This window comes from Phytohabitans houttuyneae (assembly GCF_011764425.1).
Classification (GTDB): Bacteria; Actinomycetota; Actinomycetes; order Mycobacteriales; family Micromonosporaceae; genus Phytohabitans; species Phytohabitans houttuyneae.
In genome coordinates this window covers 2,108,761-2,133,780 of the sequence record NZ_BLPF01000002.1, presented here as the reverse complement: position 1 = coordinate 2,133,780, position 25,020 = coordinate 2,108,761, and the positions used below count along the sequence as shown (strand labels likewise).

The 25,020-nt window shown below is 73.8% G+C and carries 16 protein-coding genes and 1 pseudogene; 2 read left to right on the top strand and 15 right to left on the bottom strand.

Annotated features, from left to right (window positions below):
- Positions 1-32: 32 nt before the first annotated feature.
- The 3 genes from Phou_RS32710 to Phou_RS32700 all read right to left on the bottom strand — a co-directional run bounded on the left by Phou_RS32710 (position 33) and on the right by Phou_RS32700 (position 2,645).
- The gene (locus Phou_RS32710) at positions 33-860 is read right to left on the bottom strand and encodes a S1 family peptidase (RefSeq protein ID WP_173063321.1); all 828 of its coding nucleotides are present in this window, start codon (positions 858-860) and stop codon (positions 33-35) included.
- Positions 861-1,005: 145 nt separating this feature from the next.
- Positions 1,006-1,839: a pectate lyase family protein gene (locus Phou_RS32705; protein ID WP_173063319.1), complete on the bottom strand. Its 834-nt coding sequence runs from the start codon at positions 1,837-1,839 to the stop codon at positions 1,006-1,008.
- Positions 1,836-2,645 carry a hypothetical protein gene (locus Phou_RS32700; protein WP_173063316.1) on the bottom strand — a complete coding sequence of 270 codons (810 nt, stop codon included), beginning with the start codon at positions 2,643-2,645 and terminating at the stop codon, positions 1,836-1,838. The genes Phou_RS32705 and Phou_RS32700 overlap by 4 nt, the downstream gene beginning before the upstream one ends.
- Before the next feature lie 1,765 nt (positions 2,646-4,410).
- Here Phou_RS32700 and Phou_RS32695 point away from each other — a divergent pair.
- Positions 4,411-6,318 carry an ABC transporter ATP-binding protein gene (locus Phou_RS32695; RefSeq protein WP_246274008.1) on the top strand — a complete coding sequence of 636 codons (1,908 nt, stop codon included), beginning with the start codon at positions 4,411-4,413 and terminating at the stop codon, positions 6,316-6,318.
- A gap of 88 nt (positions 6,319-6,406) precedes the next feature.
- Here the strand turns inward: Phou_RS32695 and Phou_RS51445 are convergent, their stop codons facing one another.
- The 5 genes from Phou_RS51445 to Phou_RS32675 all read right to left on the bottom strand — a co-directional run bounded on the left by Phou_RS51445 (position 6,407) and on the right by Phou_RS32675 (position 10,642).
- Positions 6,407-7,048: a hypothetical protein gene (locus tag Phou_RS51445; protein WP_218579301.1), complete on the bottom strand. Its 642-nt coding sequence runs from the start codon at positions 7,046-7,048 to the stop codon at positions 6,407-6,409.
- A 108-nt stretch (positions 7,049-7,156) separates the two neighbouring features.
- Complete coding sequence (locus tag Phou_RS32685) at positions 7,157-8,056, bottom strand: UbiA family prenyltransferase (RefSeq protein ID WP_173063310.1); 900 nt, start codon at positions 8,054-8,056, stop codon at positions 7,157-7,159.
- A 43-nt stretch (positions 8,057-8,099) separates the two neighbouring features.
- On the bottom strand, positions 8,100-8,222 hold the full coding sequence (locus Phou_RS54635) for an MFS transporter small subunit (RefSeq protein WP_281365102.1): 123 nt from the start codon (positions 8,220-8,222) through the stop codon (positions 8,100-8,102).
- Entirely contained in the window at positions 8,219-9,637 is a 1,419-nt protein-coding gene (locus Phou_RS32680) for an OFA family MFS transporter (RefSeq protein ID WP_173064918.1), read from the bottom strand. Before Phou_RS32680 ends, Phou_RS54635 begins: the two co-directional genes overlap by 4 nt.
- Positions 9,638-9,778: 141 nt before the next feature.
- Positions 9,779-10,642 carry a LysR family transcriptional regulator gene (locus Phou_RS32675; RefSeq protein WP_173063307.1) on the bottom strand — a complete coding sequence of 288 codons (864 nt, stop codon included), beginning with the start codon at positions 10,640-10,642 and terminating at the stop codon, positions 9,779-9,781.
- 75 nt (positions 10,643-10,717) lie between these two features.
- Here Phou_RS32675 and Phou_RS32670 point away from each other — a divergent pair, with 75 nt between their 5' ends.
- Positions 10,718-11,233, top strand: coding sequence for a cysteine dioxygenase family protein (locus tag Phou_RS32670; protein WP_173063304.1), 516 nt, complete (start codon positions 10,718-10,720; stop codon positions 11,231-11,233).
- Positions 11,234-11,304: 71 nt separating this feature from the next.
- On the opposite strand, the gene Phou_RS32665 is transcribed toward Phou_RS32670, so the two are convergent.
- The 7 genes and pseudogenes from Phou_RS32665 to Phou_RS32640 form a co-directional block, all read right to left on the bottom strand.
- Positions 11,305-12,405, bottom strand: coding sequence for a class I SAM-dependent methyltransferase (locus Phou_RS32665; protein WP_173063301.1), 1,101 nt, complete (start codon positions 12,403-12,405; stop codon positions 11,305-11,307).
- Positions 12,402-12,545 (bottom strand): hypothetical protein, encoded by a 144-nt coding sequence (locus tag Phou_RS51440; protein ID WP_218579300.1) that lies wholly within the window; start codon positions 12,543-12,545, stop codon positions 12,402-12,404. Before Phou_RS51440 ends, Phou_RS32665 begins: the two co-directional genes overlap by 4 nt.
- Positions 12,515-13,162, bottom strand: coding sequence for a thioesterase II family protein (locus Phou_RS32660; RefSeq protein ID WP_218579299.1), 648 nt, complete (start codon positions 13,160-13,162; stop codon positions 12,515-12,517). The genes Phou_RS51440 and Phou_RS32660 overlap by 31 nt, the downstream gene beginning before the upstream one ends.
- A gap of 11 nt (positions 13,163-13,173) precedes the next feature.
- A complete protein-coding gene (locus Phou_RS32655) occupies positions 13,174-14,109 on the bottom strand; it encodes a TauD/TfdA family dioxygenase (protein WP_173063298.1) in 936 nt (311 codons plus the stop codon).
- A gap of 76 nt (positions 14,110-14,185) precedes the next feature.
- Positions 14,186-15,448 (bottom strand): MFS transporter, encoded by a 1,263-nt coding sequence (locus Phou_RS32650; RefSeq protein ID WP_173063295.1) that lies wholly within the window; start codon positions 15,446-15,448, stop codon positions 14,186-14,188.
- Positions 15,445-16,373, bottom strand: a pseudogene (locus Phou_RS32645) (ornithine carbamoyltransferase). The gene Phou_RS32650 and the pseudogene Phou_RS32645 overlap by 4 nt, the downstream one beginning before the upstream one ends.
- A 14-nt stretch (positions 16,374-16,387) precedes the next feature.
- A complete protein-coding gene (locus Phou_RS32640; protein WP_173063292.1) occupies positions 16,388-24,994 on the bottom strand; it encodes a non-ribosomal peptide synthetase in 8,607 nt (2,868 codons plus the stop codon).
- Between the last annotated feature and the right edge of the window lie 26 nt (positions 24,995-25,020).

The following is a 25,020-nucleotide window of genomic DNA, read 5'->3' as shown; positions in this document are numbered from 1 at the left end:
CGAGGCTCCCCCGCCGCCGGGGCCGGTCGGTGCTACGCGGGCAGGCCGCCGACCTGCGTGTTGATCCACGTGCGGATCGACGGCAGGTCGCCGTAGATGGAGGGGCCGGTGGCGCAGACCGCGCTGCCGTTGCCGGAGCGGCTGGTGGCGCCGATCAGGTTCCAGCGGCCGCTCACGAGCCGCACCTGCGGGCCGCCGGAGTCGCCGTAGCAGGCGCCGGAGTTGCCGTTGGTGTTGTTCGTGCAGATCTCGACCGGGCCGTCGATGCCCAGGCACCGGCTGTCCGCGACGATCGACGTGTCCAGCTCGGTGGCGTTGACCGGGGCTCCGCCGCAGCCCCGGGTCGGGCAGGTCTGGCCCCAGCCGATGATCCGGGTCGCGGTGCCGGTGGCGCCGGAGGTGGTCGGGATCGGCGCCGGCGCGTACGACACCGAGGTGGACAGGCGCAGCAGCTTGACGTCGGCCCGGGAGTGGCTGACCGCGCCGTTGACGCTGGCCACGACGCCGCCGCTGGTGCGGTTGACGCTGCCGATCCGCACCGAGGAGGGCGTCGGGCAGTGCCGCGCGGTGACGACCCAGTTCGCCTTGATGAGCGAGCCGGTGCAGCCGCCGGTGTAGACCAGGAACGAGTAGTTCTCCGACGCCGGCCGCCCGCCGACGATGAGCGGCGTGGGGCCGCCGTCCGCTTCGGTGGCGCTCGCGGCGTACCCGTGTGGTGCCGCGTTGGCCGGTACCGCGCTGGCGGCGATCGCCGCCGTGACCATGACGGCGCCCAGCGCCGCGGCCGACAGTCTTCTGAGGAGCATGTGGTTGACCTCCTGGACGTCGTGGCGGGGGTGCCCCCGGCGCACGCTATCCATTAATGGAGATTCCTCAATTCAAAGGGCAATCCCGAAAGGTCCCTACCGCCGGATGATGGCTCCCATTTCGTCTGCGCAGGCGAGGGCCGGCGACCGGGCTGTGCCGGTCGCCGGCCTCCACTCCCGCCGCACGCGGGAGCGGGGTTCAGATCCTGCCCGCCCCGGCACTGGAGGTGACGGATGCCTTGACCGTGTTCACGTTCTCCGCGGTGTAGCCGTACGGTACGGCGGCCACGGTGCCGTTGACCTCGCACGGTCCGGAGTTGGTGAGCGAGTTGTTGCGCGCGACGAGGCGGCCGGGGTCGGAGTCCGCGTAGCCGCTGGCGGACCAGCACGCCTGCTGCACGTTCTCGAAGACGTTGCCCTCGACCAGCACGCCGGCGTCCATTGTGGAGGCGATGGCGTACGAGGCCGAGTTGTTGTTGACGTTCGTGTAGTAGTTGTTGAACACGTGGACCGTCTCGCCGAAGCGCACCCGCGGGCTGCGCTCGAAGGTCCGGTCGAACCAGTTGTGGTGGTACGTGATCCGCAGGTGCCCCTCGTCCTCGCCCGCGTTGCCGTCGGAGTGGCCGACCAGCGAGGTCTTCCAGTGGTCGCGGACGATGTTCCACGAGACGGTGATGTAGTCGCCCGCGTGGGTGATGTCGATCATGCCGTCGTAGAAGTCGACATCGTCCTCGATCGTGCTGGACATCGTGTTGTGGTCGATCCAGATGTGCGTGGCGTTCTCGATCTGGATCGCGTCACCGCCCGGCACGCCGCGGATGTTCAGGTTCTGGATGATGACGTTGGCCGGCTGCATGTCCTCGATGTTGAGGGTGGTGCCGGAGACGCCGGAGCTGGCGCCCACGCCGCGGATCGTCTTGTTGGCCGTGACCTCGATCGTGCCCGAGCCGCTGAGCATGCCGTTGACGAGGATCGTGCGCGCGCCGGAGGCCTGCGCCTGCGTGCGCAGGTCGTTCCAGGAGGAGACGGTCACCGTGGAGCCGCCGGCCCCACCGGTCGTACCGCCGGCCTGCGTGGCCCACCCGACGATCCCGCCGGGCTGCGGTGGGCTCGTGGTCGGCGGCGGCGTGGTGGGCGGCGGCGACGAGGGCGGCGCCGAGGTGGGGGTGTCGTGGTCGGCGTCGACGGGGGCGCCGTGGTCGGGCTGGGGCCGGCCGCGTCCGTCACCAGCACGTTGTCGAACGCGCCGGCCGTGTAGTTGGCGACCAGGCCCGCGCGGCCGCTGCCGTACGAGCTGTCCGATGTGGACACGAGCTGGCTGCCGTTGACCGAGCCGACGAGCGAGCCGCCGTTCGCGCTCAGGGTCAGCGTGTACGAGGTGCCGGTGGACGCCGAGAACGACGCCGAGGCGAGCGTGGTGCCCGCGCCCTTGCGGATCTGCACGGAGCTGGGCGTGAGCACGAGCGCGTAGAAGTTCGACGTGCTCTGCACGCGCGCGGCGATGCCGATGCCGCGCGAGCCGGCGCTGCCGAAGGCGGTGGGCCGTACGGTGGCGGACACCGTGACCGTCGTCCACGACGTGGAGCCGGCCAGGGACTTGGCGCTGGCACTGCTGCCCGACTGCGCGTACGCGCCGGACGAGACCGACCAACTGCCGCCCGAGGTGCTCCAGCCGTTGGCGTTGCCGTCGGCGAAGTCGTCCGAGAACAGCGTCGCCGCGCTCGCGGCCGAGCCGATCGTGAATACCAGCGCCGTGACCGCGGCGGTGACGCCAGCCACCAGGGCGATCCGGGTGCCCGTGCCCCTTCTGCGGGTGGGGCCGTTCTGCGCTGCCTGCACTGTGGGGACCTCCCTGCGGTGGGAATGCGCTTTCCTGCCAACGTAGAAAGCGGACTTAAACTCGTCAATGGGTACCACTTGCAGGTTTGTTGCACTAAGCCCACGAAGCACAACAAGCCGACCCGTCGGCCGGTCCAGTTATGGCGGTTTATTGGTGGGTTTGGACGGTGCCCGAAAGTCTCCGCATTCGCAGGATTGACGCCATCCTATGGCAAGCGCTTTCCCGCCGCGACCATCCGCGGCCATCCATGCGTCTTGAAGCGGTCGGGCGGGCAGGGGTCCGCCGGCACCGCGGCTGCCTGGCCAGCACCACGCGCTCTTCCGGGCCGGGCACATCCATCTGGGCGCGGACGCCGCCGCGGGTACCCGGCGCACAGACATGTGGCGCGCTGCCCGGTGTGGCCGTGGCCACCGGATACTCCACCCTCATCGGCCGGCGCCCGCCTCTTCCCCTCCTCGGCCGCCTTGCTCACCGCCGCCGCCACGACCAGTTCGAACGCGCCACTGACCCTCTCAAGGTCACCAACCCCGCCACTGGTCACCCATCTACTGGCTGGCCCACGTGGTCCCCCACGCCTACGGCGCGGTGACCGCCACAGCCCTCGACCGCCTGCGCTGGCCGGCCGGCGCCCGCCACCCGCCACACACGAGCGCCGTGCACGTCGCCCGCCGTCGCCCGATGCACACCACTGACCCACCGCACAGACCACCATCCGACGCGACGACCACCAACCCGCCGCCAGCGCCATCCGCCACCCCCCGACGCGACGATCGCTGATCCGCCCGCACAGGCCGCTCGCCACCGTCCCCATGCGACGACCAGTGACCCCGCGCACGCCGCTCGACACCGCCCGACGCGGCGCCAACTGAGCCGGCACGTTCGTCGAGACCGGTGGCCTGCGCGGCGCTGCGGGAGGCGGCCCCCGGTGGCCGCGGCGGTACATAGGACGCTCCCAGCTCCAGGTCGTCGTCCAGGTGAGGTCGACGACCAAGCGCTGGATCTCGTCGAGGCCCCGCCACCGTGAACGGCTGAGGCGCGCGAGCCGGCAGTCTCGTCGCGCGCGCCCGCTCAAAGCCGCTTTCCACACCGACAGCCACGCAGCTACTCCTCGATCGGCATCACCAGCAGCCCCCGTCGCGCGGATCGTGGTCGTTTACTGCCCCTGTAGGGGCAGCAAACGACCACGATCACCACGGCCGCCACCCCGATCAAGGAACCACCCCTCCACTTCGCCATGTGATCATGGTTTGCGCAGCAACAAATCGCCCAAAAATGCGGCCGAGACCATGGTCAACGCAGCGCAGACCCTGATCACGCAAGCAAAGGAAACGCAGCGCCGCCGGCATGGCGGCCCGCCCCCGTCGACGGTGACCTCTGCGAGCCGGCCCGCGCGAACAGCTCCTGCGCCCACCGCTACCCGGTCGACAGCTGGGGTTCTCGAGCAGCCGCGACTCCACCCGCGCGTTCACTCCGCGGTGCACGCATCACCCCCGCCCGCGACTCCTCGATCGCCACACAGACCCGGTACGCGCCACACAGGCGGCCCCAGCCCGCCGAGGGACCACACAACGGCGGTTGATCAGGGACGTCGCGGGTGGACACGCCGTCAGACACGCCCACCAACTCCCTGATCAACAGCGAGAAGGCGGGCGGCCGGCAACCGCGGACCGGGCGCTACCGAAACGGCGCGCGCTACCGTCGACAAAGGACTAGCGCTGTAGGACGTCAGCCCTCGACTCCTTGGCCACCATGTGGGGAGGCGGGATGACCATGACGTCCGGCACCGAGCGGGCCGCGCCGGCGCGCGATGCCAGTGCGCTGCCCGAGCTGCGGTCGGTGTGGTGGGAAGGCGGCATGCGCGCCCGCGCCGAGGCGACCATCGCGGCCGTGCTGGCCGAGCTGCCCAAGCTGGTGCACACCGCCCTCAAGGTCAGCTGGCGGGCAAGCCGCGGCCGTACGGCGGTCATCGTCGGCGCGACGCTGACGGCCGGTGCGATGGCCACGTTCGGGCTGCTCGCCACGCAGCAGGTGCTCGTCGGGCTCTTCTCCGCCGGGCCCACACCGGACCGGGTGCGGGCGGCGCTGCCCGCGCTGCTGGCCCTCGGCGCGCTGACCACCGTCCGCGCCGCGCTCGGGTCGGCCACCGGCTTCGCCTCGAACGGGCTCACCCCGCTCGTCGACCGCACCGTGCAGCGCCACCTCTACGAGGCCACCACCCGGGTCCGCCTCGAGTCCTTCGACCAGGACACCTTCAGCGACGAGATGGAACGCGCCTGGCGCGGCTGCGACTCCACCACCATGGTCGTACAGGCGGCGATCAACCTGCTGGCCGGCGTCGTGAGCCTGCTCGCGGTCGCCGCCGCCGTGGTGGTCATCCACCCGCTGCTGCTGCCCGCGCTGTTCCTCGCGACGGCGCCGAGCGCGTGGGCGGCGCTGCGCGCGGGTCACCTGCAGTACCAGACGTATCTGGCCGGCACCGTCCGCCGCCGTCGCCTGTGGCTGCTCAACCACCTGATGGCCGTCCGCCAGCCCGCCGGCGAGCTGCGCTCCTACGGGCTGCGCGACTTCCTGCTCGGCCAGTACGACCGCGTGATGACCGCCGAGACCGCGATCCAGCTGCGGCTGGCCCGCCGGGTGACGGTGACCACGAGCGCCGGCGCGGCGATCGGCGGCGTCGCCACGGCCGCGGTGTACCTGCTGCTCGGCTACCTCCTCGTCGACGAGCGCATCCCGCTGTCCGCCGCCGCCACCGGCGTCATCGCGGTACAGGCCGCGCAGCGCGCACTGTCCACTGTGACCTTCCAGGTCGACCGGCTGTACGCCGAGGGGCGGCACTTCCGCGACTACACCGAGTTCATGGCGCGAGCCGGCGAGTACCTGCCGCCGCCCGCCGGCGACCTCGCGCCCGGCCCGCTGGCCAGCCTGAGCCTGCACGACGTGACCCTCACCTATCCGGACCGGGACACCGCCGCCGTCGCCGGCGTGAGCCTGCGCATCCGGGCGGGGCAGATGGTCGCCATCGCCGGCGAGAACGGCTCCGGCAAGAGCACCCTCGCCGCCATCGTCGCCGGCCTGCGCACGCCCGACTCGGGCACCGTGTGCTGGAACGGGGTGCCCACCACCGACCTCGACCCCGACCTGCTGCGGGCGCGCATCGGCGTGGTGTCGCAGGAGTTCTACAAGTGGCCGTTCAGCGCCGCCACCAACATCGCGATGGGCGACATCGACCACACGCCCGACCAGGCGCGGATCGAGGCGGCCGCGGCCAAGGCCGTCGCCCACGACATGATCGTCGAGCTGCCGCACGGCTACGGCACGATGCTCGACCGCGCCTTCGCGCAGGGCCAGGACCTGTCCGGCGGCCAGTGGCAGCGCATCACCGCCGCCCGCGGCTTCCTGCGCGACACCGACCTGCTCATCATGGACGAGCCCTCGTCGGCGCTCGACGCCCCGGCCGAGGCCGCGCTGTTCGACGCGGTGCGCGCCCGGCACGGCGTCAAGACCACCGTCCTGATCACCCACCGCCTCGCCAACATCCGCCACGCCGACGTCATCTACGTCATGCACGAGGGCCGCCTCGCCGAGCAGGGCAGCCACGAGGACCTGATCGCGGCGGGCGGCCTCTACGCGCGGTGGTTCCGCCTGCAGAAGCTCGGCTACAGCGACGACTGAGATCGAAAAGATGTGAGCTACCGCGACGTCCGTCGTGGTCCGGACCGTTGCTCCCGCGGCCTCACCCTCCGCGGTTGGTCACCGCGTGTCAGGACTCGCAGCCGACGCCGTCCTTGTTTCCATCGAAATCGTGCGGGTCCGGCTGCCGCACCGGAAACCGCTTCTGCGGAATGTCCCCGCAGTCGAGGTCCGCCGCCCCGGGCGGGATGCAGAGAGTCGGGTAGGACGGATCGCAGTTGCCGGCCGGCTTGGTCGTGGTCCTCGGCTTCGGCGCGGTCGTGCGCGGCGCAGGCGGTCGGGTGGTCGCCGGCGGCTTCGTGGTGACCTTCGGCTTTGCGCTCGGCGGCGGCGCCGCGGACGTGGGCGGCGCCGTGGACACCGCGGGCGAGGGCGGCGCCGTCGTGAGGTCGGGCTCCGCGGCCGGCGTGCTCTCCGCCGGCTCGACCGTCGCGTCCGCGACCGGAAGCGCGGTCGACCCCTTCGGGTCGCCGCCGTCGACCAGCGCGCCGACCGTGCCCACACCGCAGCACAGCAGCGCCGCGCCACCCAGGACCAGCCCGACGACCGCCAGGGGATGCACCCGCCGGCGGCGGACCGCGTACGGCACGGCGGTGACCGGCGGCCCGCACACCGGCGGCGGGACGGGGTGCCGGCCGTGCAGGTACGGCGGCGGCTGCGGCGGGCCGGGACGGCGGTACCGCGGGTCCTGCCAGGGTGTCTGATCGCTCACCGCGCCAGCCTGCTGCCGGCCGCGCCCGCGACGAATCCCGTGATCGGCCAGTTCCCGCCCACCCGGCGGCGGGTGGGGTCGGCTGGACGGCCGAGCGGTTCCGCGAGGTCAGCCGGCGACGGCGAGCAGGAAGTCGGTGCCCGGCACGGCGAACGCGAACGACACCACCGCCATCCGCGGGATCGACGGCTTGCGGGTGGCCACCGCGTACACCGCGACCAGCGCCGGTGCCGCCACCGTCTGCAGGGTCCACGAGTCGCGGGTGACGAGCACGTCGAGGTGGCAGCAGGCCAGCCAGATCACGTTCGCCGCCGTCCACAGGGCGAGGCCGAGCCGGTAGCAGGCCCGCGGCGTCCAGCGCACCGCGAACGTCGTGTCGCCGGCCGCCAGGTCGGCGTCGCGGTCCATCACGGTGGTGGGCACGTACAGGGCGGCGCCGAGCAGCAGCCCGAGCAGTACGAGGATCGGCGGGTAGTCCAGCACCGACCGGTGCAGCGACCAGCCGCCCAGCGGGGCGAAGACGCCGACGACAAGGGTGTTCACCGCGACGTCGGCACCCGGGCGGGCCTTGAGGCGCACCGGCGGCGTGCTGTACAGCCAGCCGAGCACCAGCACGATCACCGTGCCGGCGACGAACCACGGGCCGGCGGCGACCGAGATCGCGATGGCGGCGATGCTGCACCACCAGTACGCGCGCTTGAGGTCCGTCACGGTCAGCACGCCGGTCACCAGCGGCGCGGTCGACTTGCGCGGGCTGCGCCGGTCGTTCGGCAGGTCGTAGAGGTCGTTCATGGCGAGGACGGCGCCCCACACGAGCGGGCCGAGCACGACCACCGCGGCCACGGCCGCCGGCTGGTCGCGGAGGGGCGGCACCCATTCGGCGGCGGCCAGCACCCAGCCGAAGTACGCGCCGGCCCAGCCCAGCGGCCAGAACCACGGGCGGGTCAACCGCAGCAGTGCCAGCGCGCGGGTGGCGGTGCTGGCCGGAGGTCGCACGGCGGTGGTCACGCCATGATCGTCGCGCACGCCGGCTTAGAGGCCGCTGAGAGGGTCAGCCGGTGAAGAGTTTGGCCGCGGTGATGACGGTCTGTGTCACGCCGTAGCCGAGCATGACCGCGACAAGCAGCCACGACAGCCACAGCCGGGCGGTCTGGTCCTCAGGTGGTCGGCTCATCGGGTCGGGCTCCCTCCGGCGGCGACGGTCTCGGGCGGGTTGGCGGGACGGTCGGTGTGCGGCTCGTGGAAGCGGTCCGGGACGGGACGGATCAGCAGGTTGGCGGCGAAGCCGACGGCCAGCACCCCGACCATCGTGAGCAGCGCCGGCCGGTACGCCTCGGCGGTCAGCGTGCCCGGCTTGCCCTGCGCGTCGAGGAAACCGTTGATGATCAGGGGGCCGGCGATGCCCGCGGCGGACCAGGCGGTCAGCAGGCGGCCGTGGATCGCGCCGACCTGCAGGGTGCCGAAAAGGTCGCGCAGGTACGCCGGTACGGTCGCGAACCCGCCGCCGTAGAACGAGAGGATCACGCCGGCCAGCAGCACGAACAGCGCGGTGGCGGCGTGCCCGACGGAGGCCAGCAGCGCGTAGAGGACCATGCCGACACCGAGGTACACCATGTAGATGGGCCTGCGGCCGATCAGGTCCGATGTGGACGACCACACGAAGCGCCCGGCCATGTTGAAAAGTGACAGCAGTCCCACGAACCCGCCGGCGGCCGCGACCGTCACCGCAGACGTGGTCCCGTCCCGGAAGAAGTCCTGGATCATCGGGCTGGCCTGCTCCAGGATACCGATGCCGGCGGTGACGTTGCAGAAGAGCACGACCCAGAGCAGCCAGAACGAGCGGGTGCGGATCGCGTTGGCCGCGGTCACGTTGCCGGTGGTCACGAGCGGCTTGGCGGCGACCGTCGCGGGGTCGAAGCCGGCCGGCCGCCAGCCCGGCGGTGGGACGCGGACGTTCACCACGCCGAACATCATGATGACGAAGTAGCCGATGCCGAGCGTGACGAACAGGCCGACCAGCGCGCCGCCGGAGGCCACCGAGCCGGCGTTGCCCGAGTCGTACCCGGAGTCGTAGAGCTCCAGCAGCTGCCGGGACAGCGGGCTGGCCACCATCGCGCCGCCGCCGAAGCCCATGATGGCGAGGCCGGTGGCGAGGCCGGGCCGGTCCGGAAACCACTTGATGAGCGTGGAGACCGGTGAGATGTACCCGATGCCGAGCCCGATGCCGCCGAGGAAGCCGTAGCCGAGGTACACGAGCCACAGCTGCCCGGTCGCGATGCCGAGCGCGCCGACGAGGAAGCCGGCGGCCCAGAAGGACGCGGACACGAACATCGCCTTGCGCGGCCCCTTCGCCTCGACCCAGGTGCCGCCGACCGCCGCGGAGAGGCCGAGCATGACGATGGCGATGCTGAAGATGACGCCGATCGCGGTCTGGCTGGCGTCGAAGTGCGCGATGAGCGAGTTCTTGTAGACGCTCGTCGCGTACGCCTGGCCGATGCACAGGTGCACCGACAGCGCCGCCGGCGGGATCAACCAGCGGCTGTAGCCCGCGGGGGCGACCGTGTGCTCGTGGTCCAACGCTGAGAGCAATGGCACGGTGCACCTCCGGACATACGCGAAAGATGTTCCTCAATTGACCGGAACCTAATGCGCATGTCGGGCGGAAGGCATGTCCAGCGGTCGATATCACGCGCCGGGTGGCGGCCGCCGTGAGCCGAACGGCGCGCCGCCCTACGCCGCCGCCTCCGCGAGCGCCGCGAGCAGTGCCGCCGTGGCGGGCGGGTCGGGCGGCTCGCCGTACGTCGCCGCGTACACGTGGCGGCCCGCCCCGCTCAGCTCGCTCGCGACGATGCCCTTGAGGCGGATCGCCCGCAGCGCGAGGCCGGGGATGATCGTGGCGCCCAGGCCGGCCGCCACGAGCGCCTGCATCACCACCATGTCGTCGGAGCTGTACCCGATGCGCGGCTGGAAGCCCGCCTCCCCGCACAGCGAGACGAGGTGGCTGCGGCACCGCTCGCAGCCGGCGATCCAGGTCGCGTCACGATGCGTGGCGAGGTCGCGGCCGCGGCGGGTGGACAGCAGGTACACCGGGTCGTCGAGCAGGTGGTGCAGCCGGATGCCCTCCGGCTCGGGCTCGGTCTCGTCGTACCGGAATATGATCGCCACGTCGATCCGCCCGGCCCGCAGCAGGTCGAGCGCCTCGGGCGGGTGCGTGTCGACGAGGCTGATCTCGAGGTTGGGGTGCCGGCTGGCCAGCGCCGCGACCGCCCGCGGCACGAGCGACCCGATCGCGGACGAGAAGCCGGCCAGCCGCACCCGCCCCGCGGCCAGCCCGACGTGCGCGGCGAGCTCCGCGTCGGCGGCGTCGAGCCGGCCGATGATCTCGGCGGCCCGGTCGGCCAGCATCCGGCCCGCCTCGGTGAGCCGCACACCGCGGCCGGCCCGCTGCAGCAGCTGCGCACCGGTCTCGGCCTCCAGCCGGGCCAGGTGGTGGCTGACCGTCGGTTGCGTGTAGTGCAGCTCCCTCGCCGCCGCCGTGACCGAGCCGTGGCGGGCCAGCGCGTCGAGGACCCGCAGCCGCGTGACATCCAGCATCCATCGAGCATATCTATGGATCAACTCGATACTTTCCATTGGACGCATAAGTCGGATGCGCGCACCCTCGTGAACATGACCACGACAGCGACCCGCGACCTGACCGACCTCCTCGACGCCGTCCGCGGCGCCGTCGCCGCGCGCGCCGGCTGGACGGGCACCGCCCGGCTCGTGGCCGACGCGCTGCGCCGGAACCTGCCGAGCGCGGACGTGCTCACCGCCGCGCAGCGCCTCGGCTCGCCCGACGGCTACCGCAGCCACACCCTGCACGTCGAGCCCGACGGCTCGTTCTCGGTGGTCGCGGTGGTCTGGCTGCCCGGCCAGATCACCCGCATCCACGACCACCTGACGTGGTGCGTCTTCGGCGTGCTGCAGGGCGTCGAGCACGAGGAGCTCTTCGACGCCGACCTCAACCCGGTCGGCCGCAACGACAACCACGCCGGCTCCGTGAGCGGCTTCGCCCCGCCCGGCGACATCCACCGCGTCCACAACACCGGCGACACGACGGCGATCTCGCTGCACGTGTACGGCACCGACGTCACCCGCGTCGGCACCGTCCGCCGCTACTACGAAGCCCTCGACGGGCGTTGATCAGGGAGCTGGTGGGTGGACACGCCGGCCGACACGCCCACCAACTCCCTGGTCAACCGCATAAGGAGGGGTTACGTGGCGCGGTGGGCTACCACCAGGGACTGGACCTGTTCGTCCTCCTCGAGGATGGGGACGCCGTGCAGTTCCACGTCGGCGAAGCCGGCGCGGCCCAGGGCGGCGGTCCAGCCGGCGCGGCTCAGCAACGGGGAGCCGGGGATGCGCGGGTCGTCGGCGGCGTAGCGCCACCAGCCGTCCATCAGGCCGAACGTGACCGTGTTGTAGTCCAGGCGCTGGGTCATCTCGTTGACCACCAGGATGCCGCCGGGCTTGAGCAGGCGCCGGCACTGTTCGAGGGTGTCGCCGATCCGGTGGGTGGCGTGCAGCACGTTGCTGGCCAGCACCACGTCCATCGAATGCGGCTCGAAGCCCTGCGGCTCCGGCGACGCCTCGATGTTGTAGCGGGCGAAGTCCATAAAGGACTTGCTGAACCGCTTGCGGGCCAGCCGCAGGAAGCCCGGACCCACGTCGGTGTAGACGTAGCGCAGGCGGTCGGCGTGGTCGGCGAGCGCCGCGAGCACGAACGCCGTCGTCGCTCCGGTGCCGGCGCCCACCTCGAAGACCTGCGGCGTCGAGTGCGGAAAGCGCCGCGCGAACGCCTCCACGTGCGCGCGCACCCGGTCCGCGGCCAGCCGGTTGAAGTACCCGGTCTGGACGTTGTCGGTGTAGAGCTCGGCCACCAGCGCCATCGAGCCGCCCGGGAAGAGCACGTCCGTCCCGGCGCGCCGGCCGCTCATCACGTCCAGCGCGTGGCCCTGGCAGGCGGCCAGCAGCGGCAGGTACTCGGCGACCTCCGGGTGGCCGTCGCCGAGCGTCGCCGCTCCCGCCCGCGCCAGCCGCGGCGTCACGATCAGGTGGTCGCCGTCCGCGCGGAGGTGGCCCTCGCGGACCAGCAGGTCCACGAGGGCGTCGAACAGCCGGGTGTACGCGGGGACGACGCTCAGCCGCGCGGCGAGCTCGGTCCGGCCCACGACGCCGCCGGGCGCGGGCAGGACGCCGGCGAACTCGGCGGCCACCCGGTCGCGTACCAGGTCGGTGAGCGCGTCGAAGTCGACCCGGAAGCGCCGGTAGCGGTCCAGGTCCAGCGGCACGGCCGCCACGGCGGTGCCGGTCACCGGTCGCCTCCCCACAGCCGTGCGGACACCGCGGACAGCAGCGCCGCCTGTTCGGGTACCAGGTAGAAGTGGTCGCCGGGGAACGCCCGTAGCTCGAACTCGCCGGTGGTCAGCTCCGCCCACGCGCCGACGTCGTCCACTGTGCACACCGGGTCGGCCGCGCCGAGGTACGCCGAGATGGGCGCCGCCACCTTCTCCTGGTCGCGGGCAGGTAGCGGTGCACCAGCCGCAGGTCGGCGCGGAGCGCCGGCATGATCAGCTCGCGCAGCTTGGGTGACCGGAAGACGACCGGGTCGACCTCGCCGAGCCCGCCGATGCGGTCGCACAGCCCTTCGTCGTCGTACTGGTCGGGGTCCTCGTCGACCCACGCGATGTGCGGCGCGCCGTGCCCGGACACGAACAGGTGCGCCGGCGTGATCCCGTACCGGGCCTCCAGCCGCAGCGTCACCTCGTACGCGACCGAGGCGCCCATGCTGTGCCCGAAGAACGCGACCGGCCGGTCCAGGTACGGCTCGAGCGCCTCGGTGATCCGGTCGGCGAGCGGGTGCATGTCCTCGACGCACGGTTCGAGCAGCCGGTCCTGCCGGCCGGGATAGCAGACGGCGAGCAGGTCGACCGCGCCGGTGAGGCGGGCCGCCCACGGCTGGAAGAACGTGGCGGCGCCGCCCGCGTGCGGGAAGCACACCAGCCGCACGTCCGCCTGGCCGACCCGGCGGTACGCCCGCAGCCAGCCGGGGGCGTCCGAAGCAGTGGTCATCGAGGTGCCTTTCAGTCCGACATCGCGACGAGCACGCGCCGGTCGCCGGTGTACGAGCGCCGGCCGTGCGCGACAAGGAGGTTGTCGATCAGGAGCACGTCGCCGACGCGCCAGTCCACGTCGACGGCCGCCTCCAGGCCGCGGTCGCGCACCTGGATCACGTACTCGGCGGGGATCGGGCTGCCGTCGGCGAACCGCACCGACTGGGGCAGCTCGTCCTCGTCCATCACCTCGGCCATCACCTTGGCGGTCTCGTCGTCGAGCGCCGCCGGGTGCCACTGGTCGCTCTGGTTGAACCACACCTCGGCGCCGGTCACCGGGTGCCGCGTGGTCGAGGGGCGCACCTGGGTCACGCGCAGGCCGTCGGCGGTCCACTCCCAGGTGGCGCCGCTCGCGGCGAGAAACCGTTCGACCTGCGCCCGGTCGTCGGTCTCGAACGTCTCCTGCCAGCTCTTGCCCAGGCCCATGCCGTCGTGGAGGTTCTGCTGGTACCGCACTCCCCCGGCGTAGGCGGCGCGCACGTGCGGGTCGAGCGACTCCAGCCACAGCGCGGCGTCGACGAGCGGGGTGGCCCCACCGGTCTCGGCGGCCACCTGGCAGAAGAACATCAGCCGGGACGGCCACTGCGCGGCGTACGACAGCTCGTTGTGCATCGAGATGGTGTAGCGGGACGGGTACTCGGTCGAGGTGTAGACGTTGGCGCCCACCTTGGTGCGCGGCGAGTTGCCGTGCACGTACGCGAGGCGGTTGGGCAGCAGCAGGTCCATCACCCGGTCCAATGTGTCCGGTCGTACGCCGAACCCGCGGAACACCAGCGCCTTCTCGGCGGTCAGCGCGCGCTCCACGTCCAGCGCGGCGATGTGGTCGGCGAGGCCGTCGACCGTCGCCGCGACCCCGGCGCTCTCCGGGCTGATCTCCAGCGGTTTCCAGCTGGCGTTCTCGGTCATCGAAGCCCCCTGGTGGCTCAAAGAGTTTGGGTCCGACGGCAGCCTCGGCCGGCCGTCCACATTTCCTCGATAGTCGTCAGCTGCCGGCCCGCTCCGCCTCGGCCGCGGCGCGACCGCCGAAGCCGAGCACGGCGGACACCGCGATGCCGGCCATCACGACGGCGACGATCGACATGGTGGCGGTCGTGCTGGTCGAGTCGAGCAGGAAGCCGGCCAGCAGCGCGCCGAGCGAGTTGGCGCCGGAGGTGAGCAGCGTGACCACCGAGCCGGCCCGGCCGCGCAGGTGGTCGGGTGCGGTCTTGACGAGGTAGTACATGCCGGCCACGTTGCCGATCCCGGCGATGTAGTTGATGAGCGCGTAGAGCGCGCCGAGCACCACGATCCCGGGCACGAAGCCGATGCCGGCCATCAGCACCGCCCAGGCCACGTTGACGCCCATCATGATGCGGCGGATGCCGAAGCGACTCAGGTACAGGTTGCTGGTCATCGCCCCGGCCAGCCCGAAGGCGCTGTTGACCACGAGCAGCAGGCCCACGGTGTGCGGCGACCCGCCGCCCTCCTTGACCATCACGATCAGGCCGAGGCCGAGGACCTGGAAGAGGATGTTGCTGGCCGCGAAGAGCGCCAGCGCGCGGCGCAGGTACACCTGGCCCCACACGAACGCGAGCCCTTCGCGGATCTCCGGCAGCAGGCTGCGCCGCCGCCCCGGGTCGGGCGGCGGGCCCTGCAGGTCGCGCCGCACGAAGAGCAGGGTCACGAACGACACCGCGTGCGCGACGACGGCGAACGCGAACGGCGCGAACCGGGCCAGCGAGTGCAGCAGCGTGCCGGCCGGCTGGCCGACGATGCCGGCGGCGTTGGCCCGGGACTCGTTGGCCGCCATGGCCGAGCCGAGCTGGTCCGGGCCGACGACGTTGCAGACGGCGGCCCGCTCGGCCAGGCCGTAGCAGATGCCGAGCGTGGCCTCGACGAACGCGACCGCCATCAGGTGCGGTATCCAGACCTCGCCGAGCATGACCGCGACGGCCACGCTGCCGATCGCGAACACCCGGCCGGCGCTGCAGGCGAGCATCGTGCGGCGCCGGTCCCACCGGTCGACCAGGGCGCCGGCCGGCATCTGCACCAGCAGGTTGGGCAGCAGCGCGGCGAACGTCACCAGGCTGGCCGCCGTCGCCGAGCCGGTCGACCAGTACACGAGCAGCGTGTAGCCGATCGACGTGGCCCGGGAGCCGAGGGCCGAGACGCCGGCCCCGATCCACAGCAGCAGGAAGTCGCGGCTCCGGGACAGCGGCCGGGCCGGCGGCGCGGGGGCGGGCGCCGGCGACGCCAGGACGGTCATCGCGCTTCCTGTGACCAGTGCAGCACCGCCATGGCGCTGTACATCTTGTTTTCGGCCTGCTGGAAGGCGATGCTCGCCGGCCCGTCGAGCACCTCCGCGGTCACCTCCTCGCCGCGGTGCGCCGGCAGGTCGTGCATGAAGACCGCGCGCGGGCTGCGCCGCCACAGCCCTTCCCGCACCTGGAACGGCGCGAAGATCTCCCGCCAGTTCGCGTCCGGCTTGCTGGTGCCCGTGGTCTGCCACCGGGTGGTGTAGATGGCGTCCAGCCCGGCCGGCACGTCGACCATGTCGTGCCGCTCCAGCATCCGCCCGCCGTTGCGCCGCGCCTGCGCCAGCGCGGTCGCGACGATGTCGTCCGGCAGCCCGTACCCGGGCGGGGTGCGCAGCTCCAGCTCGACGCCGGGGAAGCGGGTCAGCGCGAGGGCGAGCGCGGTGGCGGTGTTGTTGGCCTCGCCCACGTACAGCAGGCGCAGCCGCTCGATCCGGCCGAAGCGCTGCACCAGCGTGGTCAGGTCGGTCAGCGCCTGGGTGGGGTGCTCGGCCGCGCTCATCGCGTTGACCACCGCCATCCGGTCCTGCGCCGCCCAGGCCCGCATCTCGCCCGGGTCGCCGGCGGTGCGCGCGACGAGGATGTCGAGCATCGAGGCGAGCACCCGCCCGGTGTCCTCACTGGACTCGCCGGTGTTGGTCTGCAGGTCGAGCGGGCCGTACGCGATGACGCTCGCGCCGAGCCGCAGCGCGGCGGAGGTGAACGCGGTCCGGGTCCGGGTGGAGGTCTTCAGGAAGTAGGTGCCGACCACCCGGCCCGCCAGGGGCTGCCGAGCTCGCCGGTGGCGTACCGCGCGCCGCGGGCCACGATCGTGTACAGGTCGTCATCGGTCAGGTCGCGGATCGACACGAGGTGCCGGGCCCGCGTGCGCACCATGGACGCGGTAGTCATCACACCGTCTCCCAACTCTGGTTTGCGGCGGCCAGCATGCTGAGGATCTCGATGCCACCGTCGCCGTTCGTCAACAGGACCAACCCGGTCCCCTCACGCACCCGGCCGGCGGCGACCGCCCGGTACCCGTCCATCCGCCCGCGGTGCACGAACTCCACCTCGGACCCGTCCCAGCGGTCCACCCGGCAGCCGAGCGCCGTGATCCCGTCCGAGCCGGCGGTGAGCATCTGGCGGGCCAGCGGCTCGTCCAGCAGGGCCGCCGGGCCGCCCAGCGCGGCGACCCGGATCTCCTGGACGATCCGCGTGAGGTCGGTGGCGGTGGACCACAGTCCGGCCGCGGCGAGGTCGGTGCGCCGCTTCCAGCCGCCGGGCACCACCTCGCCGCCGGCGTCGTGGCCGAGCGCGACCGGCCGGCCGCTCGCCTTCGGGAAGTCCGGCGGGAAGCCGCTGCCGGTCATGCCCAGCGGCCCGAACACCAGCTCCGCCATCAGGTCGGCGTACGGCGTGCCGGTCACGTCTTCGAGCACGTGCTGGACGGCGACGAAGTGCGCGTTGTCCTCCCGCGCGACGGCGTCCGGCGCCGGCAGGGCCCGCACGGGCCGGTCCGCGTCCCCGGTGGAGACGAGCCCGGCCGTGTGGTCGAGCAGCTGGCGCAGCGTCACCTGGCGCCCGCCCGGCACCCGCCACGTCCGCAGGTACCCGTCGACGTCGACGTCGAGGTCCAGGTGCCCGCGGCGCACGAGGGCCAGCACGCCGACCGTGCTCACCAGCTTGCTGACCGACCCGACCTGGAACACCGTGTCCGTGGTCACCGGCTCGTCGGCGCCGGCCGCGAGCACGCCGTACGCCCGCAGCTCGTCCAGCTCGCCGTCGCGCAGCACCGCGAGCACGGCACCGGGGACGCGGTGGCGCGCGAGCGCCGGTTCCAGCGGTGGCACCACGGGCCCGGTCCGGGCCGGAGCCGGCGCGCGTTCCGGCGTCCCGGCGGCCTCGGCGAGCGTGCGGTCGAGCATGGCGGCCTGGAGCGTCAGCGGCAGGCCGGCCCGGCGCGCGGCGGCGACCACCGGTACGACGAGCAGCGAGTGGCCGCCGAGCGCGAAGAACCTGTCGTGCCGGCCGACCCGCTCGATCCCCAGCACGCCCGCCCAGATGCCGGCGAGCGTGGCCTCGGCGCCGGGGCGCGGTGCCAGGTACTCGGCGGCGGCCGAGGGCGCGTCGGGCAGCGCCCGGTGGTCGACCTTGCCGTTGGCGTTGAGCGGGATCCGCTCGACCGGGACGAACGCGGACGGGATGAGCGGGGCGGGCAGCCGCTCGGCGCAGTGCGCGGCCAGGCCGTCGCCGCCGCCGACGTGGTAGGCGACCAGGCGCGTGCCGCCCGCGGACGGCGCCGCGACGACCACCGCGTCGGCGACCTCCGGGTGCTCCAGCAGGACGGTCCGGATCTCTCCGGGCTCGACCCGGTACCCGCGGATCTTCACCTGGTCGTCGACCCGCCCGAGCAGGTCCAGGTCGCCGCCGGGCAGCCAGCGCCCGACGTCGCCGGTGCGGTACAGCCGCTGCCCCGAGCCGAACGGGTCCGGCACGAACCGGTCCGCGGTCAGCTCCGGACGGCCGGCGTAGCCGCGGGCCAGCCCGACCCCGCCGAGGTACACCTGGCCGAGCACGCCCACCGGAACCGGGCGCAGGCCGGCGTCGAGCACGTACGTGCGCATGCCGCCCAGCGGCCGGCCGATCGGCGCGACGTCGCCCTCGACCGGCCCGGTGACCGGGTACCGGCTGACCGCGACGGTCGCCTCGGTGGGGCCGTACTCGTTGAGGAGCACGGCGTCCGGCGCCAGCGCGTGCCACCGCGCGCAGGTACGGGCGGTGAGCGCCTCGCCGCCGACGACGAGCATCGGGGTGAGCGCGGTCGCCTCGGCCGCCGTCAGCTGGTCGGCGAGCAGGTCGAGGTGGCCGGGGGTGAGCTTGACGAAGCTGAACGGCCCGGCGGCCGCCAGCCGCCACCCGAGCTCGTCGAGCCCGGCCTCGGCCGGCAGCAGCCACAGCCGCTGCCCGGTGACCAGCGGCGCCCAGATCGGCGTCACCACCATGTCGAAGGCGACCGAGGAGAACAGCGGCGCGCCGCCGGTCCGGTCCCCGATCAGCTCGCCGGCGGCCCAGTCGATGTAGTTGGCGAGGCTGCGGTGGCTGACCTGCACGCCCTTGGGGCGGCCGGTGGAGCCGGAGGTGAAGATGACGTACGCGAGCCGGTCCGGGTCGATGTCCACAGTGGGCGGTGAGGCGGGGTGTGCGGCGACCAGCGCGGCGTCCCGGTCGAGCAGCACCAGGCCGGCGCCGTCGCCGAACCGGTCGGCGTAGCCGGTCGAGGTGACGACCGTGGCGGCGCCGGCGTCGGCGAGCATGCCGGCGATCCGGGCGGGCGGGTACGACGGGTCGATCGGCACGTAGGCCCCGCCGGCCTTCCACACCGCGAGCAGCGTGGTGACCAGCTCCGGGCCGCGGTCGAGCAGGACGCCGACCACGCGGTCCGGTCCGGCGCCGAGCCCGCGCAGGTGGTGCGCGAGCCGGTTGGCCGCGGCGTCCATCGCGGCGTACGTGAGCCCGCCGGCCGCCTCGGCCCCCGGCGTGCGCGCCGCCCACGCCGCGATCCGGTGCGGGACGAGCGCGGGTACGGCCTCGGCCGGCGCGGGGTTCCAGCCGGTCACGACGTCGTGGCGCTCGGCGGCGGGCAGGAACGTCCCGCGCGGGTCGCCGTCCGGGTCGGCCGCCATGGCTTGCAGGACGAGGCGGTACATGGCGCCGAGCCGCTCGGCGTCGGCCCGGCTCATGGCGTGGCTGTCGGTGGCCAGCTCGACGTGGCCGGGCTTGGCGGCGACGGCGAGCGCGAACTCGGAGCTGGCCGCTCCCAGCCTCGGCCCGGTCGACACCCGCTCGCCGACCACGCCGTCGAAGTCGAGGTAGCTGAAGTAGACCTCGACGAGCCGGTCGCCCTGGCCGGCCGGGCGGATCGCCGGCGCCGGGTAGCGCCGGTGCGGCCATAGCTCGACCTCGCGGGCGTGCACCGACTGGACCAGGGCGGTCCAGGTGCGGGCCTGGCGGTCGTGCGGGAACGGCAGCGTGTTCAGCGACATCGCGTACACCCGCTCGCTGCCGGCCGCGTCCGGCCGCGTGTTGCAGACCAGTCCGCTGTAGAACGCCGGCTCGTCGGTCAGCTGCCCGAGCACCGTGAGGTGTGCCGCGTGCAGCACCGCCTTCAGGGAGACCCGGGCCGCCGAGGCCAGCTCCCGCAGGCGCGGGGCGAGGTCGGCGAAGGGCACGGTGACCGCGTACGGCTCCCGGTTCGCCGGCGCGACCCGGGGGCGCCACGCCGCCGGCAGCGCGAACCGCGCGTGCCCGTCGACGATGCCCTGCCAGTACTCCTTGTCCACGGTGGAGCGCAGGGAGCGCAGCTCGCCGGCCACGAAGTCGGCGAAGCGCACCGGCGTGGTCGGCGCCTCGGGTGCCGGCCCGCCCGCGCGGAGCGCGCCGTAGGCCTCCAGGATCTCCACGACGAGCGCGTGCAGGCTCCAGCCCTCGATGACCGCGTGGCAGATGGTCAGCGTCAGCCGCCACGCCTCGTCGCTCTCGACGTGCGCGGCGAAGCGCAGCAGCGGCGCCCGCTCGACGTCGAAGAGCGTGCGGTACTCCAGGCCGACGTGCCGCCGCACGGTGGCGTGGCGCTCCGGCTCGGTCAGCCCGCGCAGGTCGTACGACGCCACCGGCACCTCGACGCGGCGGTGCACGAGCTGCATCGGCACCGAGAAGCCGGTCAGGTCCACGGAGGTGCGCAGGATCTCGTGCCGGTTGACCACCAGGTCGACGGCCGCGCGCAGCGTCGCGAGGTCGAACGGCGCGGCGTCCGGCACCGCGAACGAGGCGACGTTGTGGTAGTGGTTCTGGCCGTTGTCGGCCAGCATCTCGATGAGCATGCCGAGCTGCACCTGCGACAGCGGGTACGCGTCGGCCAGCCCGCCCGGCAGCCGGGGCAGGTCCTCGCCGGGCACCAGGTCGAACGGCTCGACCGGCCGCTCGTCCGGCGCCGGGCCGGCGCGCTCGGCCAGCGCCTCGCAGAGCCGGGCCACGGTCTGCAGCGTGAAGATGTCGGCGACCGTGGCGTCCAGGCCGGCGTCGCGCAGCGCGCTGGCGAGCACCAGCGCCTTGATGGAGTGGCCGCCGAGGTCGAAGAAGCCGTCCTCGAGGCCGACCGCCGGTACCCCCAGTACCTGTGCCCACACCGCGGCGACGCGCGCCTCGAGGGGCGTGCGGGGGGCGACGAAGGGCCGGTCGGAGCGGGCCTCGGGCGCGGGCAGCGCGGCCCGGTCGAGCTTGCCGCTGTTGTTGAGCGGCAGCCGGTCGAGCGGGACCAGCACCGCGGGCACCATGTAGTCGGGCAGCGTGCGGGCCAGCGCGCGGCGCAGCTCGCCGGTGCCGCCGTCGGCCACCACGTAGCCGACCAGGCGCGGGTCGCCCGGCGTGTCCTCGCGCAGGAGGACCACCGCCTCGTCGACGCCGGGCAGCGCGCGCAGCGCCGCCTCGATCTCGCCCAGCTCGATCCGGTACCCGCGCAGCTTGACCTGGTTGTCCAGCCGGCCGTGGTAGTCGACGGCGCCGCTGGCGAGCCGGGTGACGAGGTCGCCGGTGCGGTACATGCGGGCACCGGGCGGGCCGTACGGGTCGGGTAGGAAGCGCTCGGCGGTCAGCGCGGGCCGCCGCAGGTAGCCGCGGGTCACGCCGGCGCCGGCCACGTACAGCTCGCCGGGCACCCCGACCGGCGCCGGGTGGCCGTGCTCGTCGAGCACGTACAGCCGCTCGCCGGCGAGGGCCTTGCCGATCCGGCTGCCGGTGCCCACCGCGAGGTCGGCGCGGGTCAGCCGGTGGTACGTGGAGTACACGGTGGTCTCGGTCGGCCCGTACATGTTGACCAGCGCGATGCGCGCCAGCCCGACCCGGTCGGTCCACGGCCGCAGCGCGTCGGCCTCCAGCTTCTCCCCCGCCAGGACCACCGCGCGCAGGCTCAGCCGCCCGATCCGCGGGTCGCCGTCGCCGGCCAGCCGCACCAGGCCGCGGAACGCGGTCGGGGTCTGCGCGAGCATCGTCACGCCCCGCTCGACCAGCAGGTCGAGCAGGTCGCCGGGGACCCGGGCGACCTGCGGGGGCACCACGACGAGCTGGCCGCCGTGCGCCAGCGCGCCCCAGAGCTCGAACACCGAGACGTCGAACGCGTACGAGTGGAACAGCGCCCACACGTCGGTCTCGTCGGCCGCGTAGTGCTCCTGCGTGGCGGCGAGCAGCCGCAGCACGCTGGCGTGGCTGACGCAGACGCCCTTGGGGCGGCCGGTCGAGCCGGAGGTGTAGATGACGTAGGCCAGGTCGTCCGGGCCGCCGGGTACGCCCGGGTGGGTGTCCGGCGCGTCGGCGTGGCCGCCCGGCGGGATGACCTGGCCGTCGAAGCCGGCGAGCCGGTCGCCGGCCGTCACCACCACGCGGGCGCCGGCGTCGGCGAGCATGTAGTCGATCCGCTCGTCGGGCTGCGCCGGGTCCAGCGGCAGGTACGCGGCGCCGGACTTGAGCACGCCGAGCAGTGCGGGCACCAAATCGGCGCCCCGGTCGAGGCAGACGCCGACGACGGACTCCGGGCCGGCGCCGGCCGCGCGCAGCCGGTGGGCGAGGCGGTTGGCACGGGCGTCGACCTCGGCGTACGTGAGCGCGACGCCGCCGGCCACCACGGCCACGGCGTGCGGTGTCGCGGCGGCGCGGGCCTCGAACAGCTCGTGCACCCGGCCGGTCACCGGCGTGTCCTCGGCGGCTTCGACGGGCCTTTCGCGCTCGCCGTCGGGCAGGTACACGGCCTGCGCGTCGCCGGACGGGTCGGCCACCATCGCGGCCAGCACGGCCCGGTACATGGCGCCGACCCGTTCGAGGCCGGCCCGGCCGAGCACGGCGGGGTTGGCGGACAGCTCGTACCGGCCGCGGTGGGCGAAGACCGACAGGTCGAACTCGGTGGCGCCGTCGCCGGCGGTGCCGACGACCGTGGCCGCGGAGCCGCCCTGCGCCCGGCTGAAGTCCTGGTAGTTGAACATCACCCGGAGCAGTCGCTGCCCGCCGTCGCGCTGGATCTCGGCGAGCGGGAACCGCCGGTGCGGCCACAGCTCGACCTCCCGGTCGAACACCGCGGCGACGAGCTGGCGCCAGGTGCGGGCGTCCCGGTCGTAGGGGAACGGCAGCGTGTTCAGGTACATGCCGTGGACCTGGTCGGCGCCGGGCAGCTCGGGGCGGGCGTCGCAGACGAGGCCGCTGAAGAAGCGCCGCTCGGGCGTGAGCTGGCTGAGCACCTTGAGGTGGGCGGCGTGCAGCACGGCCTTTACGGAGACGTCGCCGGCGCGGGCGAGCGCGCGCACGCCCTCGTCCAGGTCGGCCACGTCGACGGTCACCGCGACGCGCCCGGTGCCGGGCTCGCCCCAGCCGTCCGGCAGCGCCAGCCGCGCCCGGCCGTCCACGATGGACCGCCAGTAGTCCCGGTCCTCCGGAGAAGCCAGGGAGGCCAGCTCGCCGGCGACGAAGTCGGCGTACCGCACCGGCGGCACCGGTGCCGGGGCCGGCTCGCGGCCGGCGGACAGCTCCGCGTAGACCTCCAGCAGCTCGGCGAGCAGCCGCGCGACGCTCCACCCCTCGGTGATCGCGTGGCAGACGGTGAACGTGAGCCACCACGTGTCGCCGGTGTCGAGGTGGGCGCGGACGCGCAGCAGCGGCGCCTCGTCGAGCGCGAACGGGGTGGCCCGCTCGGCCGCGACGAACTGCGCGAACCGCGCGGCCCGTACCTCGGCCGGCGCGTCCCGCCCGTCCTCCACCCGGACCTGCGGCGCGGCCTCGGCGTGCACGAGCTGCATCGGCTCCGAGTAGCCGGTCAGGTGGAAGGACGTGCGCAGCGTCTCGTGCCGGCCCACCACGACCCGCACGGCCTGGCGCAGCGCGGACGCCGAGAACGGCCGGCCGTCGCGGACCTGGTGCGCGAGCACGCTGTGGTAGACGGCGGAGTCGCCGCTGGCGGCCATCTCGGCGAGCATGCCGAGCTGGGTGCGCGAGGCCGGGTAGGCGTCGGTGAGCCCGGCCGGCAGCGCGGCCCGGTCGGCGGCGCTGATCAGCGCGAACGGCGCGACGGTGCCCGGCCCGGCGTCCGCCGCCGGTGACAGGGACGCGGCGAGCCGGCGCACGGTCCGGTGCGCGAACACGTCCCGCACGCTCGTCGGGTGGCCGGCCGCGCGCAGGGCGCCGACCAGCGCGACCGCGAGCATCGAGTCGCCGCCGAGGTCGAAGAAGCTCTCGTCCACGCCGACCCGTTCGACGCCGAGCACCCGCGCCCACACCTCGGCGACGGCGGCCTCGGTGCCGTCCGCCGGTGCCGCGTGGGAGGCGCTCTCGCGGACGCCGGGGTCGGGCAGCTGCCGGCGGTCGACCTTGCCGTTGGGGCTCAACGGCAACTCGTCGATCGTCACGTACGCCGACGGGACCATCGCCGCCGGCAGCGCCGCCCGGACCCGCTCGCGGACGGCGGCCACGTCCACCGTGGAGGCGGGCGCCGGCAGCAGGTAGGCGGCGAGGGTACGGCGGCCGTCGCGGTCCACGACCTTCGCCACGGCCTCGGCGACGCCGTCGCAGCCGCGCAGGACCGCCTCGACCTCGCCGAGCTCGATCCGGACGCCGTTGAGCTTGACCTGCGTGTCGAGGCGGCCGAGGAACGCGACGGTGCCGTCCGGCCGCCAGGTGGCCGCGTCGCCGGTGCGGTAGAGGCGGGAGCCGGGCGGGCCGTACGGGTCGGGCACCCAGCGGGCGGCGGTCAGCGCCGCGGCGCCGAGGTACCCGCGGCCGAGCGCGAGCCCGCCGGCGCACAACTCGCCGGGCGCGCCGACCGGCACCGGCCGCAGGTCCTCGTCGAGGACGTACAGCCGCACGTTGGGGTGCGGTACGCCGAGCGGGACCCGGCCGGCCCCGGCCAGCGCCTCGGGGGTGCACGGCCAGCTGGACACGTCGACGGTCGCCTCGGCCGGCCCGTACGTGTTGTGCAGCTCCGCGCCGGGCAGCGCGGCCAGGAACGCCCGGGCCACGTCGGCCGGGATCTCCTCGCCGCCCACGCCGACCGCGCGCAGCGACCGCACCCGGTCGAGCCCTTCGACCAGCAGCGCGGAGAGCATCGCCGGTACGAAGTGGACGGCCGTCACGCCCTCGCGGGCCATGAGGTCGCACAGGTACGCCGGGTCGCGGTGCCCGCCGGCCCGGGCCACGACGAGGCGGGCGCCGGCGGACAGGGCCGCGTAGATCTCGCCGGGCGAGACGTCGAAGCCGATCTCGGTCCTCTGCAGCACCACGGAGCCGGCGTCGAGCCGGTAGAACGTGGGTCCGGCGAACGCCTGCCGGTTGACCAGGGCCTCGTGCGTGAGCACGGCACCCTTGGGCCGGCCGGTCGAGCCGGAGGTGTAGATGACGAAGCAGCCGCTGTCCGGGCCGGCGAGCGGTGCCGGGTCGGTGGCCGGGCATTCCGCCCAGGCCGCCGGCTCGTCCAGCCGGACCACCCGCGCCGCCGACGGGGCAGGTCGTC

Coding starts and splice junctions, on each gene's coding strand:
- Phou_RS32670 (WP_173063304.1), top strand. CDS start 10,718: ATGACCACGACAGCGACCCGCGACCTGACCGACCTCCTCGACGCCGTC.
- Phou_RS32695 (WP_246274008.1), top strand. CDS start 4,411: ATGACCATGACGTCCGGCACCGAGCGGGCCGCGCCGGCGCGCGATGCC.
- Phou_RS32660 (WP_218579299.1), bottom strand. CDS start 13,162: ATGACCACTGCTTCGGACGCCCCCGGCTGGCTGCGGGCGTACCGCCGG.
- Phou_RS32710 (WP_173063321.1), bottom strand. CDS start 860: ATGGATAGCGTGCGCCGGGGGCACCCCCGCCACGACGTCCAGGAGGTC.
- Phou_RS32650 (WP_173063295.1), bottom strand. CDS start 15,448: ATGACCGTCCTGGCGTCGCCGGCGCCCGCCCCCGCGCCGCCGGCCCGG.
- Phou_RS32675 (WP_173063307.1), bottom strand. CDS start 10,642: ATGCTGGATGTCACGCGGCTGCGGGTCCTCGACGCGCTGGCCCGCCAC.
- Phou_RS54635 (WP_281365102.1), bottom strand. CDS start 8,222: ATGAGCCGACCACCTGAGGACCAGACCGCCCGGCTGTGGCTGTCGTGG.
- Phou_RS32655 (WP_173063298.1), bottom strand. CDS start 14,109: ATGACCGAGAACGCCAGCTGGAAACCGCTGGAGATCAGCCCGGAGAGC.